Origin of the sequence: Nisaea nitritireducens, assembly GCF_014904795.1 — a bacterium.
In the GTDB taxonomy this organism is placed as follows: domain Bacteria; phylum Pseudomonadota; class Alphaproteobacteria; order Thalassobaculales; family Thalassobaculaceae; genus Nisaea; species Nisaea nitritireducens.
In genome coordinates, this window is the sequence record NZ_JACZFS010000009.1 from 1 (window position 1) to 12,573 (window position 12,573).

At 60.7% G+C, this 12,573-nt stretch carries 13 protein-coding genes; 11 read left to right on the forward strand and 2 right to left on the reverse strand.

The annotated features are described in order from the left end of the window. Positions 1-143: 143 nt before the first annotated feature. From IG629_RS01550 to IG629_RS01585, 8 genes are read left to right on the forward strand one after another with little or no spacing between them, the layout of a single operon-like run. Positions 144-1,292 (forward strand): M14 family metallopeptidase, encoded by a 1,149-nt coding sequence (locus IG629_RS01550; protein ID WP_193170235.1) that lies wholly within the window; start codon positions 144-146, stop codon positions 1,290-1,292. 3 nt (positions 1,293-1,295) lie between these two features. Beyond that, positions 1,296-1,652, forward strand: coding sequence for an arsenate reductase (locus tag IG629_RS01555; RefSeq protein ID WP_193170236.1), 357 nt, complete (start codon positions 1,296-1,298; stop codon positions 1,650-1,652). A 6-nt stretch (positions 1,653-1,658) separates the two neighbouring features. Continuing rightward, on the forward strand, positions 1,659-2,777 hold the full coding sequence (locus tag IG629_RS01560) for an NAD(P)/FAD-dependent oxidoreductase (RefSeq protein WP_193170237.1): 1,119 nt from the start codon (positions 1,659-1,661) through the stop codon (positions 2,775-2,777). After that, positions 2,758-3,078 (forward strand): (2Fe-2S)-binding protein, encoded by a 321-nt coding sequence (locus tag IG629_RS01565; RefSeq protein ID WP_193170238.1) that lies wholly within the window; start codon positions 2,758-2,760, stop codon positions 3,076-3,078. The genes IG629_RS01560 and IG629_RS01565 overlap by 20 nt, the downstream gene beginning before the upstream one ends. Then, positions 3,075-4,478 (forward strand): FAD-dependent oxidoreductase, encoded by a 1,404-nt coding sequence (locus tag IG629_RS01570; RefSeq protein ID WP_193170239.1) that lies wholly within the window; start codon positions 3,075-3,077, stop codon positions 4,476-4,478. Before IG629_RS01565 ends, IG629_RS01570 begins: the two co-directional genes overlap by 4 nt. 14 nt (positions 4,479-4,492) lie before the next feature. Continuing rightward, positions 4,493-5,077, forward strand: a complete 585-nt coding sequence (locus tag IG629_RS01575; RefSeq protein ID WP_193170240.1) for a peroxidase-related enzyme — start codon at positions 4,493-4,495, stop codon at positions 5,075-5,077. Between the two features lie 15 nt (positions 5,078-5,092). Further along, positions 5,093-5,899, forward strand: coding sequence for an alpha/beta fold hydrolase (locus IG629_RS01580; RefSeq protein ID WP_193170241.1), 807 nt, complete (start codon positions 5,093-5,095; stop codon positions 5,897-5,899). Between the two features lie 52 nt (positions 5,900-5,951). Continuing rightward, on the forward strand, positions 5,952-6,800 hold the full coding sequence (locus IG629_RS01585; protein ID WP_193170242.1) for a DUF1194 domain-containing protein: 849 nt from the start codon (positions 5,952-5,954) through the stop codon (positions 6,798-6,800). On the opposite strand, the gene IG629_RS01590 is transcribed toward IG629_RS01585, so the two are convergent. Next, positions 6,797-8,524 carry a hypothetical protein gene (locus IG629_RS01590; RefSeq protein WP_193170243.1) on the reverse strand — a complete coding sequence of 576 codons (1,728 nt, stop codon included), beginning with the start codon at positions 8,522-8,524 and terminating at the stop codon, positions 6,797-6,799. The two genes, IG629_RS01585 and IG629_RS01590, sit on opposite strands and share 4 nt — an antisense overlap. Positions 8,525-8,655: 131 nt before the next feature. Then, a complete protein-coding gene (locus IG629_RS01595) occupies positions 8,656-9,537 on the reverse strand; it encodes a DMT family transporter (RefSeq protein WP_226886376.1) in 882 nt (293 codons plus the stop codon). 241 nt (positions 9,538-9,778) lie between these two features. Between IG629_RS01595 and IG629_RS01600 the strand changes: the two genes are divergently transcribed. Genes IG629_RS01600 through sufC form a run of 3 tightly spaced genes read left to right on the forward strand, consistent with a single transcriptional unit; the run spans position 9,779 to position 12,558 of the window. Continuing rightward, positions 9,779-10,246 (forward strand): SUF system Fe-S cluster assembly regulator, encoded by a 468-nt coding sequence (locus IG629_RS01600; RefSeq protein ID WP_193170244.1) that lies wholly within the window; start codon positions 9,779-9,781, stop codon positions 10,244-10,246. 55 nt (positions 10,247-10,301) lie between these two features. Then, a complete protein-coding gene (gene sufB, locus IG629_RS01605) occupies positions 10,302-11,759 on the forward strand; it encodes a Fe-S cluster assembly protein SufB (RefSeq protein WP_193170245.1) in 1,458 nt (485 codons plus the stop codon). A 37-nt stretch (positions 11,760-11,796) separates the two neighbouring features. Then, on the forward strand, positions 11,797-12,558 hold the full coding sequence (gene sufC / locus IG629_RS01610) for a Fe-S cluster assembly ATPase SufC (RefSeq protein ID WP_449867036.1): 762 nt from the start codon (positions 11,797-11,799) through the stop codon (positions 12,556-12,558). Positions 12,559-12,573: the final 15 nt, after the last annotated feature.

A 12,573-nucleotide genomic window follows, 5' to 3' on the forward strand; every position in this document is an offset into this window, starting at 1 on the left:
CAATGTGACGGGATGAGTAGGGCCGTACACTTGGCGTCCCGTTCGCTTTCGTTCCCGCGCCGCACAAATCCGTCTCTCCTATCTGTCTTTCCAAACGCTTATCGCGCGATTACCCTCCAACTCTCATTTCTCCGGGAGATCCCATGCTCCGTATCGATGCTGCGTTCGACAGCGGCAATATCGACGTCGTCTCCATCGACGATCCGAACGACATCCAGCTCCGCATTCCGGCGGATACCGGGTCCGACTTTTACCAGTGGTTCCACTTCCGCCTCGCCGGTGCTGCCGGGCGCGGGGTGAAAATGCGCATCCTGAATGCGAGCGGGTCGAGCTATCCAAAAGGCTGGGAGAATTACCGGGCTTGCGCGTCCTACGACCGGGAGACCTGGTTCCGGGTGCCGACATCCTATGACGGCACCGAGCTGACCATCCGGCATGTGCCGGAGGCGGATTATGTCTGGTACGCCTATTTCGCCCCCTATTCGATGGAGCGGCACGAGGATCTGATCGCCGCCGCCCAGCAATCGACGCGCTGCGCCGCCGAGGTGATCGGCGAGACGCACGATGGGCAGACCATCGACATGCTGACCATCGGCGCGGCGGCGGACGGGCGTAAGCCGCTCTGGGTCTTCGGACGGCAGCATCCGGGCGAGCCGATGGCCGAATGGTACATTGAAGGCTTCATCGAGCGGCTGCTCGATCCGGCCGACGGCGTCAGCCGGGCGCTGCTGGAAAAAGCGGTGGTCTATGCCGTGCCGAACATGAACCCGGACGGTAGCCGGCGCGGCAACCTTCGGACCAACGCGCTGGGTGTGAACCTCAACCGCGAATGGGCATCCCCAAGCGCTGAGAAAAGCCCGGAAGTGCTGGCCGTGCTTGACGCCATGGAGCGGCTTGGCGTCGATCTGTCATTCGATGTGCACGGGGACGAGGCGATCCCGTATAACTTCATCGCCGGAAGCTATGGCGTTCCCGGAATCACGGAGGCGCATGTCGCCATGCTGGACCGGTTCCAGCAGACTTACGCGGCGATGAACCCGGATTTCCAGACCGCGCACGGCTATCCGAAAGCATCACCGGGCAAAGGCAATCTCACCACGTCGACCGGTCATATCGCGAACCGGCTGGGCGCGCTCTCCATGACACTGGAGATGCCGTTCAAGGATGCGGACAATCAGCCGGACCCGGTGCATGGCTGGGACGGGGAGCGTTCAAAGACTCTCGGCCGCAGCCTCGTCGATGTGCTGCTGGCAGTGGTCGACGACCTGCCGCCCCGCATGGAAAGGAACTGAAACGTGACAATCACGGTCTACGGTATCGCCAATTGCGACACGGTGAAGAAGGCCCGAAAATGGCTCGACGCGCGCGGTGTCTCTTACAATTTTCATGACTTCAAGAAGGGCGGCCTGACGCAGGAGCGGGCCGCGGAATGGATCGAGGAACTCGGCGTCGAGAAAGTGGTGAACAAGCGCGGCACGACCTGGCGCAAGCTTGATCCGGCCATCCAGGAAAGCGTCAATGCCGACAGCGCGCCGGCACTGCTGGCCAGCCAGTCTTCGCTGGTCAAGCGCCCGGTCATCGATCTCGGCGAGATCCGCCTGATCGGCTTCGACAAGGCAGTGCAGGCCGACCTCGAAACCCTGCTCGACTGACGCGCGATGGCTCGGAGTTCCGATGTCATTGTTGTCGGCGGCGGGCTGGTGGGGGCAGCCGTTGCCTATGGGCTGGCCCGCGAAGGGGCGTCCGTCACCATCCTTGATGAAGGCGATGTGGCCTTTCGGGCGTCGCGCGGGAACTTCGGACTGGTCTGGGTGCAGGGCAAGGGCGACGGCCTGCCGGATTATGCCGACTGGACCCGGCGCTCGAAGGATCTCTACCAGGGCTTCGCAGACGGTATGCTGGAGCATAACGGCTGTGACATCGAGCTGAAGCAGGAAGGCGGTCTCTCGCTGTGCCTCGGCGAGGATGACTACAGTGAGACCGAGGCCTCCATTCACCGGATGCACAACCAGCCCGGCGTCGGCGAGAACGATCGCCGGATGATCGGTGCGGACGATGTCCGGGAGATGGTGCCGATCATCGGACCGGAGGTGTCAGGGGCCAGCTACAGCCCGCATGACGGACACGTCAATCCGCTCTACCTGCTGCGCAGTCTGCATGCCGCTGCCCAGCAACTCGGCGCGCGTTATGTCAGCGGAGCGAAGACCCTATCCATCGCGAAAGACGGGGATGGTTTTCGGACCGAAACCGAGGCGGGCATTTTCCGGTCGGGCAAGCTGGTGATCGCGGCCGGTATCGCCAACAAGTGGTTGGCGCCGATGGTCGGGCTGGATATTCCGGTGCGGCCTGATCGCGGCCATATCCTGATCACCGAACGAATGCAGCCGGTGCTGCCGACGTTGCTGGTCAATGCCCGGCAGACTGCGGACGGAACAATCAATTTCGGCAACAGCCACGAGGAAGCGGGCTACGATACCTCGATCAATCCGGCAAAACTTGCAGAGATCGCAGGCAGTATCGTGCGCTATTTCCCGATCCTGAAAAACGTCCGGGTGGTCCGGACCTGGAGTGCGCTCCGGGTGATGGCGCCGGACGGCTTTCCAATCTATCGCGAGTCCGAGACGGCGCCGGGCGCCTTCAGCATTTCCTGCCATAGCGGTGTCACGCTGGCGGCAGCACACGCGCTCGATCTTGCGCCAAGCATCCTCAATGGCGGTTTTAATGACAGGTTCGCCGCCTTCTCTCCGGAGCGTTTCCATGTTTCGCCGGCTGCCTGACCCGCGCGCCCGTCCGGTGCATTTTACCTTCGAGGGCGAAGCCTTGACTGCCCATAGCGGCGACAGCGTTGCGGCGGCGCTACTGGGCGCCGGGATCGGCCATTCCCGCACCACGCCGAAATCCGGCACGGCGCGGGCTCCCTATTGCATGATGGGCGTTTGTTTCGAATGCCTCATCGAGATCGACGGTGTGCCTAACCGCCAGGGCTGTCTGGTCGAGGTGCGCGACGGCATGGCGGTGCGCCGCCAGCAGGGCGCGCCGGGTCTGCCGGAAGATCTGGCCGGGGAGGGCGGACAATGACCCGCACCGATCTTGCCATCATCGGTGCCGGCCCCGCTGGTATGTCGGCCGCCTCGACGGCCCGTGAAGCCGGCCTGTCCGTGCTGCTGATCGACGAGCAGCCGGAGCCGGGCGGACAAATCTGGCGGGCGATCGAACGCAACGCATCGACGCGCCCGGAGGCCCTTGCCTTCCTCGGCCCGGATTATGCGGACGGAGCCGCGCGCGCTGACCGTTTCAGGGCTTCGGGGGCCAATTACTGGCCATCGTCGATGGTCTGGCATCTCGATTGCCCCGAGGAGGGCGACAAAACGCTCCTGGTCGCGTGGGACGGGGTGACGCGTCAGGTGCAGGCACGCACCGTGCTGATTGCGACCGGTGCCATGGAGCGGCCGGTACCGGTGCCGGGCTGGACTTTGCCGGGTGTCATGACCATCGGCGCCGCACAGACCGTTCTGAAATCCTCTGGCCTTTATCCCGAAGCGCCGCTGGTGCTGGCCGGTTCGGGGCCGCTGCTGCTGCTGTTCGCCGCGCAGTGTCATGCGGCCGGTATTCCGGTCGCCGCCGTGCTCGACACCACCCCGTCGGGCGCCATGCTGCGCGGTCTGCCGTATCTGCCGAAAGCTCTTTTCGGCTGGCGATCGTTGCTGAAGGGGCGGCGCCTGATGCGTGTGCTGGCGCAGTCCGGAATTCCGGTTTACCGACAGGTAGAGGGCCTTGAGGCACTCGGGGCGGAGCGGGTCGAACATGTCCGCTTCAGGAGTGGGGGGAAGGCCGTCAAGTTGGAGGCCACGACCCTTCTGCTGCATGAGGGGGTGGTGCCGAACCCGCAACTCACCCGTCTGATCGGCTGCGAGCACCGCTGGGACAGGGCGCAGCGCTGCTTCCATCCGGTGCTGAGCGATCGCGGCGAGACCAGCGTGCCTGGGGTTTTCGTTGCCGGTGACGGCGGCGGTATAGGCGGCGCGATCGCGGCGGAGAATGCCGGTCGGATTGCGGCACTGGAGATCGCCGAGGATTTTGGAGCAGTGAACCGACCGTCCGGCGACATTGAGATCGTCAAGGCGCGGGATAACCGCCGGGCCCAAATGGCGGTGCGGCCACTGCTCGACGCGATGTACCCGCCGCCGGCCTGGATCGGAAAGCTCGATGGAGATGTTCCAGTCTGTCGCTGCGAGGAAGTCAGCGCCCGCGCGGTGCGTGGCGCTGCTGCCGACGGGGCGCCCGGACCGAACCAGGCGAAAGCCTTTCTGCGCGCCGGGATGGGACCGTGCCAGGGCCGGATGTGCGGCCTGACCGTTACTGAAATTCTGGCCGACGCGCATGGCAAGGAGCCTGACGCTATCGGTTACTACCGTATCCGTCCGCCCATCAAACCGGTGACCGTCGGCGAACTGGCGGCTCTGGATGGCGCGGACTAACCTGGAGGAAAGACGTGTCTGAAGAAAAAGTGCATGCCCTGGAAGTCGGGCTGCCGGTGCCGAATATCGAGGACCTGTCAGAGGAAACCCGGAAATACTGGGAACTCTGCCTGGAAAAGCTCGGCATGGTGCCGAACGTGATCAAGGCCTACAGTTTTGACGATACCCATCTGCGCGGCTTCACCACGCTCTACAACACGCTGATGCTTGGCCCGTCCGGCCTGAGCAAGCTGGAGCGGGAGATGATCGCGGTTGTCGTTTCGTCCGTGAACCATTGTTATTATTGCCTGGTCGCCCATGGCGCGGCGGTGCGGGATCTGTCCGGCCGCCCGGAGCTGGGAGAAGGCCTCGTCTTCAATCACCGCTACGCAGATCTTGATGAGCGCGAGCGGGCCATGGTGGCTTTTGTCGAGAAGCTGACACGTACGCCCTATGATATGATGGAAGCGGATCGCCAGTCCCTGCGCGATGCAGGCTTTTCGGACCGGGACATCTGGGATATCGCCAATGTCGCCGGGTTCTTCAACATGTCGAACCGGGTCGCGAGTGCTGTGCACCTGATGCCCAATCCCGAATACCATGCTGCCGCCCGCGGCTAACCGGAGGACAGAAACGTGACTACGGAGCCTGAAGCAAAACGCGTTGAAACGGTTGCCGGACGCGTGTCCTACCGTGAAGCCGGAGCCGCTGCTGGGAAGCCGGTGATCCTGGCTCTGCATGGCCTCGGCGGTAATTCGCGGACCTGGAAAGCCCAGTATGCGGACCTGTCCGATGCATTCCATATCATCGGCTGGGATGCGCCCGGTTACGGCGAGACCATGGTGGTTGGCCCTGACCAGACCGCCTTTGCCGTACTGGCCCTGGCGCTGCTCGATCATCTTGGCGTCGATAAGTTCTCCGTGATCGGTCATTCCATGGGAGGGGTGGTCGCCCAGGCGGTTGCCGCCGAAGCGGGCGACAGGGCACGGCATATGGTGTTGTCCTGCACCCATTCCGGCAGTGCGGCCCCGTCGAGCGAGCCGATTTCCGGCAGCTATGCGACACGGATCGCCACGCTGGAGACGGAAGGCAGTGCCAAATATGCGGCGGCCCGCTCCGGCATGATGGTTGCTGACGGTACGCCGGGCGACATTCGGGCTCAGGTTCAGGAGATTGCCGGTGGGGTCACCGCGCCGGGACTGCGGACATGTGCAACCATGCTGCACCATGCTGACACGAGGCCGATTGCACCCAGCATCAAATGCCCGGTCCTGCTGCTCTCCGGTGCCGGAGACAAGGTTGTCTCCGGGCGCCAGTCGGAAGCCCTGGCCGCACTCTATCCGGCGGGACGGCACGTTCGGCTCGACGGTGCCGGACATGCGCCTTACCTGGAGGTGGCAGAAGCTTATAACGCGCTCTTGAGAGACTTCTTCTCATCCTAGGCTTGCCTCCGGGGCGGGATGTGCGCGCTAATACCGGTGGAGGTCACGTGGTATGCCGCGTTCGGGTTTTATCGGTGGTTGGCGAAAGGTTGCGCTCGGAGCATTGCTCTCGGTTGTGCTGTTACCATTGCCTTCTTCTGCCCAAAACCCGCCCCAGCTTGTCGATCTGAAACTTCTGCTGGCCGTCGACGTTTCCGGTTCCATCGATTTCTGGGAGTCCGATCTTCAGCGCGACGGTTATGTGAAGGCGCTTAAGGACGAGACCGTCATCAACACGATCCTGTCCGGCCAGACCGGCAGGATCGCTCTCAGCTACGTCGAATGGGCCGGAGGCGACCATCAACGGGTCGTCGTCGACTGGAGCTTGATAGACAGCCGTGAAGCCGCACATGCGGTAGCGGAGAACCTGAACGTGCGTCCACACATGGCAGGCCGGCGCACCTCTATCGGAAACATGCTGAATTTCGCGACCAAATGGTTTCAGGACCCGCGATTTTTTGCCGAGCGTCAGGTCATCGATATATCGGGCGACGGGCCGAACAACACCGGCGCAAAGGTCGATAAGGCGCGCGATCTGGCGATTGCCAGCGGCATTACAATCAATGCGCTTCCAATCCTCAATGAGCGGCCATCACCATACGGGTTTCCGAAGCTGGTCGACCTGGACGTTTACTATGAGGAATGCGTGATCGGTGGCAGTGGTGCCTTTGTCATTGTCGCCAAGGGGATCCGGTCTTTTGCCGCCGCCGTCAGGCGCAAGATGATCCTGGAGGTCGCCGGACTGACGCCCGAAAGACCTGTGCGGGCGGTGCCGGTGCAAATGGGGGGAAGCTCAAAGCCCTATGAGTGCGATATCGGGGAGCAGCAGCTCCACGAATTCCTCAACAGAGGCGATGACTAGTTGAAGAAGCCGCTTCGGTGCAGTTGCACATGGAAGTCCCGCAGGATTTTTTCTTTCTTCGCTTCGTCCGGAACCTGAGCCACCAGCTCGGTTTCGAAATTCGGGCGGCGCAGGTGCTTGACGATGATTTCCCGCGCGAGTTTTGAGGCCTTGCCGTCGGGGAGCATTTCCGGCTGACACATGCTGACCAGCATGAAGGCGCGGATATGCAGGGGCTTTTCCGGATCGTCCAGCCGGTCGAGGATCTTCCCGTCGACCACATAGCTTGCCAGCAATTCGTCGAGATGCTGCGTCAGTTGCTCCTTGCGGGAGTCCGGCAGGTTTGATTTTTGAATCCGGTAAAAGATGGAGGTGATCTTTTCCATCTTCTTGTTCGGGGCACCGGCACGCACGATCTGGTGGACGGAGCCGGGGGTCATGAACAAGCCGTTCAGATGCTGCTCGATCTCTTCCTTCAACAGGTCCTTGCCGAGATCGCTCTCTATCAGGGAAAGCAGATAGCCCGCCTTGCGGCCCGGGTCGCGGAGGGCCGGCAGCACGCTGGCTGTCGCCGCCTTCAGGCCACCTTCGCCGCCCTTGTTGATGATATGAGACTGCCGGTGTGTGATGGCTTCGGCCATCTCCGGGCCGCCTGTCAGCTCCGTTCCGGGGATCAACCGCTGCAGCATTTCCCGGAAGACTTTTGGCTCCTCGGCACCGTCCTTGGTCAGCGAGCCGCTGCCCTGCAACTGGCGGCATACCCGCTCCATCACGGCGAGCTTGGATTCCGGTAGTTTCGAAGCTTTGAACAAGCCGTTGATCTTGGCTGCGGTTGCTTCGGTTGTGGTCGTGTCTTTGGCCTTTTCCGGGTCGATTGTACGGACGCCGTCGGCAATCTCGATCAGGGAGATTAGCGCGTCCGCAAGGCTATCCTGATCGCCAAGCAGGTCCTGCAGGACCGACGCATTGCTCAGGGCATCGCTGATGAACCAGTCCAGATTGGCAAGCGCCGGATCGGACTTGCAGGCGCCGGCCCAGTCGACGGACATGGCGAACTTGTCCCACCAGTTCCGGACATTGACCAACTCCCGGCTGGCGGCGACCCGGAACAGATATCCCGGCGCCTCACCGTTGGTGTTCTTGTTGATCTGGTGGATCGCCTCGTTGATATCGACTTTTGCAAGGGATGGAAGATCAAGGCTTTCCGCATGCTTGGCCCGTTGATTGAGCCGGTCGGCAAAGCCGAACAATGTATCCCGGCGCTCGCCCATCGTAGGGCCTTCTTCGCTACGGGATTGCATCTGCGCGACCTTGGATACCGCCGAGGGCAGCATGCCCTCGAAATCCATAACCCGCTTCATTTCGCGGGCGTTGTGCATGACCTCGGTGGCAGTCACGGTATTCTTGTCGAGGTAGGCCCGGAACAGCCGGTTTATCGAATTCCGGCCTCCTCCATGGAACAGATCCTCTATGTCCTCGCAAACCGGTGCCAGGCTGCTGGGCTCGCCGACAGCAATGCGGTCGGCGCCGCCGGTGGAACGCATTTTCTCGAACAGGATATCGCCTGGGGCGGGGTTGCCGATATCCTCGGAGGATTCCTTGAGCACGCGCACGCCCATGACGCCGGGCTTGCCGAGAAACTGAACCGCAGCCTTCTGCGCAGTCTCAAGATCGCCAGCGGCGCTTTCGATAGCCCACGATCCCTCCCTGAGCGTCAGGATCTCTAAGGTCTTCTTACGACGCATTCAGCTCGACTATCCCCGTCGATTTTCCAACTATTTTATTGGGAAATTGATGATCGATAAAGGCGTTTCCCGAAACGGGACTAATGATGGTGGCCGGTCCGGCAAATGGTCAGTGGGTCGTCATGTTAAAACTACCCTTTATGCTTGCTCGCTTTTTGCTCGTTCCAGATATTCAGGAGATTGCCGGAAAAGGTAATTGCACCACCGATCAAGACATAGGGATTCCATGGTTCGTGGTAGAGCCAAAATCCGATAACAGCAACCAGCGGCAGCCTCAGGAAATCCAGAGGGCTGACGATTGTTGCGTCCGCATGTGCCATGGCCCGGGCGATGCAGTAATGCGAGGTGATTCCGCCGACGCCGAGCACGGCAATATAAGGGTAAACGTCCACGGACGGCTCGACCCAGAGCATGATGGATGGAACCAGGCCCATCGGGAGCTGGATCAGGTTCATATAGAAAATGATCTTGAAGGCGCTTTCCGTAGAGGTGAGGCCTCGGGTGAAGACGTATGTGCAGGCAAAACAGACGGCGGCACCGATCACCGCGAAAGAAGCTGGCTGTAACAGCTCGGACCCGGGCCGCAGGATCACCAGAATTCCGGCAAACCCGAGGAGCACTGAAATGATCCGTATCCGCGTCAGGCGCTCCTTCAGAAAGATTGCGGCCAGGATGGCGGTCCAGATCGGGGCGCTGAATTCGAGGGAGAAGACAGCGGCCAGCGGTAGCACGCTGACGCCGAAAATCCAGCCGAGTTGCCCGCCGAAATGAACAATATTTCGGCCAAGATGCACTTTCAGGCGAGCTGTCTTCAGGCCGGTGCGGCCGAGTTTCCAGGCGTAAGGGCTGAGCAGGATCAGGCAGATCACTGTCCGCATGAACGTGACCTGAAATACCGAAATTTCCTGGGTCAGCTCGCGCGCGGCCACGGCCATCGAGGTGAAGGAGGCAAGAGCGCCCATCATCCAGAGGACCGCGAGCAGGGGCTGAGAAGGCTGGTTCGTCGTGGACATGGGAGGGCTTCTTCGGGTATTTGATGCAGGTCATATAGTCGGCGGGAGATGCTCGGCGGCAAGTGGTCGGCATCTTGCGACATTTCCCCGTCCGGGTCTTCTCGAATGTATCCCGGCATCAGTGCCGGGCCGGATTTAGAATCTTTCAAAAAAAATTACCGATTTCGGAGTTTCGTGTTGATTTCCCCGCCAACCGGGTTAATTAATTGGTACGAAATTAGTCCGCTTTATGGACGGTGCAATGCTGAAGCTGAACAAGATGACAGATTATGCGGTTGTGGTGCTCGGCCAGATGGCTCGGGACCCTGGTCGCGTGCGAACTGCTGCGGTGCTGTCCGAGACAACGGCGATACCGCTGCCAACCGTATCGAAGCTGCTGAAGATCCTTGCTGGCGTGGGTCTCGTAACCTCGCATCGCGGGGCGAATGGCGGTTATTCGGTGGACCGGACGGCTGAGCAGGTGACTGTCGCGGCCATCGTGCAGGCCATTGATGGTCCGATCGCGCTGACAGCTTGTGTGGATGACAGCGACGGCCAGTGCGAGGTCAGTAACTCCTGCCCAATAAGCGGGAACTGGAACAGGGTGAATCTCGCCGTGAGGCGGGCGCTGGAGGACGTCACTCTGGCTGATCTTCTGGACCCGACGGAAATGTTTCCGTTGCAACCCGCCGCGGCGGGTACGCGTCAGCCGGTGACGGCTGACAGCTGACGGACGAATTCGAGTGCAATTGAACGAGCGATTAAGATAGCGGGATAACACGATCATGGCGGCAACTGTCGAGACAATCGAACAGGTCGAGCAGCTCGGAACCGAGAAATACAAGTACGGTTTCGTCACCGACATCGAGTCCGAGATGGCTCCGAAGGGTCTCAGCGAAGAGGTGATCCGCTTCATTTCGGCGAAGAAGGAAGAGCCGGAATGGATGCTGGAATGGCGCTTGAAGGCCTACGAGCACTTCAAGACAATGGAAGAGCCGGATTGGGCCAAGGTCGAGTACACGCCCATCGACCTGAGTGATATCTACTACTACGCAGCACCGAAGGTTAAAGAGAAGCTGAACAGTCTGGACGAGGTTGATCCGGAGCTTCTGCGCACCTATGAGAAGCTCGGTATTCCGTTGAAAGAGCAGGAAATTCTCGCTGGCGTGGTTGCGGTCGATGCGGTGTTTGATTCCGTTTCCGTCGCTACGACATACCGCAAGAAGCTCGCCGAATACGGCGTCATATTTTGCTCCATTTCGGAAGCTATCAAAGAGCATCCGGAGCTGGTGAAGAAGTATCTCGGCTCGGTCGTGCCGTATTCCGACAACTACTTCGCGACTCTGAACTGCGCGGTCTTCACCGACGGCTCCTTCGTCTACATTCCGAAGGGCGTGCGCTGTCCGATGGAACTCTCCACCTATTTCCGCATCAACGCGGAAAACACCGGACAGTTCGAGCGTACCCTGATCATCGCCGAAGAAGGCTCTTACGTCTCCTATCTGGAAGGCTGTACCGCTCCGCAGCGGGACGAGAACCAGCTTCATGCCGCGGTCGTCGAACTGGTCGCCATGAAGGAAGCGGAGATCAAGTATTCGACGGTGCAGAACTGGTATCCGGGCGACGAGACCGGTGCCGGCGGCATCTACAACTTCGTGACCAAGCGCGGCGCCTGCCGCGGCGACAGCTCGAAGATCTCCTGGACCCAGGTCGAGACCGGCTCCGCTGTCACCTGGAAATATCCGAGCTGCATCCTGCAGGGTGATAATTCGGTCGGCGAGTTCTACTCCGTCGCCATCACCAACAACGCCCAGCAGGCCGATACCGGCACCAAGATGGTGCATATCGGCAAAAATACGAAGTCGACGATCATTTCCAAGGGTATCAGCGCCGGTAAGGCTGACAATACCTATCGCGGCCTGGTGAAGGTGCTGCCGGGGGCCGAAGGCGCCCGCAACTACACTCAGTGCGACAGCCTCTTGATTGGCGATCAGTGCGGCGCACACACGGTGCCCTACATCGAATCCCGCAATCCCTCGGCCCGGATCGAGCATGAGGCGACGACTTCGAAGATCAGCGAGGACCAGCTCTTCTACTGTGCCCAGCGCGGGCTGTCGGAAGAGGACTCGGTCTCGATCATCGTCAACGGGTTCTGCAAGGAAGTCATGAAAGAGCTTCCGATGGAATTCGCCGTTGAAGCACAGAAACTCATCGGTATCAGCCTTGAAGGCAGCGTCGGCTGACGCGCCGGAACACCAAAAAATACGCTCGGAGAGAGATATGGCTCTGTTGGAAATCAAGAATCTGCACGCCTCGCTGGAAGAGGAAGGCAAGGAAATCCTGAAAGGGATCGACCTCGTCATTCAGCCCGGCGAAGTGCATGCGATCATGGGCCCGAACGGGTCCGGTAAAAGCACGCTGTCCTATGTGCTGGCGGGCCGCGACGGCTATGAAGTGACCGAAGGCGAAGTGACTTTCGGCGACAAGGATCTGCTTGAGCTGGAAGCGAACGAACGCGCCAATGAAGGCGTTTTCCTGGCGTTCCAGTATCCGGTGGAAATTCCGGGCGTGCCAGGCATGACGTTCCTGCGTGAGGCGCTGAATTCCAAGCGCAAGTACCACGGCGAAGAGGAGCTGGATGCGATGCAGTTCCTGAAGCTGGTGCGCGAGAAGGCGAAGTCGCTGGAGATGGGCGACGACATGCTGAAACGCGCTGTGAATGTCGGCTTCTCCGGTGGTGAGAAAAAGCGGAACGAGATTCTGCAGATGGCGGTGCTCGAGCCGACCCTCTGCGTGCTCGACGAAACCGATTCCGGCCTCGATATCGATGCGCTGAAGATCGTTGCCGACGGCGTGAACGCGCTGCGCAACGAAAATCGCGGCATGCTGCTGATCACGCACTATCAGCGTCTTCTGGACTACATCCAGCCGGACTTCGTGCATGTCATGGCGGCGGGCAAGATCCAGCGTTCGGGCGGCAAGGAACTTGCCCTCGAGCTCGAGGAAAAGGGCTATGCCGACTTCACCGGCAAGGCTGCCTGAACCGGTTCGGAGAAC

What these genes read in the sequence shown, in the direction of transcription:
- IG629_RS01550 (WP_193170235.1), top strand. Translation starts at nt 144, where the DNA reads ATGCTCCGTATCGATGCTGCGTTCGACAGCGGCAATATCGACGTCGTC.
- IG629_RS01560 (WP_193170237.1), top strand. Translation starts at nt 1,659, where the DNA reads ATGGCTCGGAGTTCCGATGTCATTGTTGTCGGCGGCGGGCTGGTGGGG.
- IG629_RS01565 (WP_193170238.1), top strand. Translation starts at nt 2,758, where the DNA reads ATGTTTCGCCGGCTGCCTGACCCGCGCGCCCGTCCGGTGCATTTTACC.
- IG629_RS01570 (WP_193170239.1), top strand. Translation starts at nt 3,075, where the DNA reads ATGACCCGCACCGATCTTGCCATCATCGGTGCCGGCCCCGCTGGTATG.
- IG629_RS01585 (WP_193170242.1), top strand. Translation starts at nt 5,952, where the DNA reads ATGCCGCGTTCGGGTTTTATCGGTGGTTGGCGAAAGGTTGCGCTCGGA.
- IG629_RS01590 (WP_193170243.1), bottom strand. Translation starts at nt 8,524, where the DNA reads ATGCGTCGTAAGAAGACCTTAGAGATCCTGACGCTCAGGGAGGGATCG.
- IG629_RS01595 (WP_226886376.1), bottom strand. Translation starts at nt 9,537, where the DNA reads ATGTCCACGACGAACCAGCCTTCTCAGCCCCTGCTCGCGGTCCTCTGG.
- IG629_RS01600 (WP_193170244.1), top strand. Translation starts at nt 9,779, where the DNA reads ATGCTGAAGCTGAACAAGATGACAGATTATGCGGTTGTGGTGCTCGGC.
- sufB (WP_193170245.1), top strand. Translation starts at nt 10,302, where the DNA reads ATGGCGGCAACTGTCGAGACAATCGAACAGGTCGAGCAGCTCGGAACC.
- sufC (WP_449867036.1), top strand. Translation starts at nt 11,797, where the DNA reads ATGGCTCTGTTGGAAATCAAGAATCTGCACGCCTCGCTGGAAGAGGAA.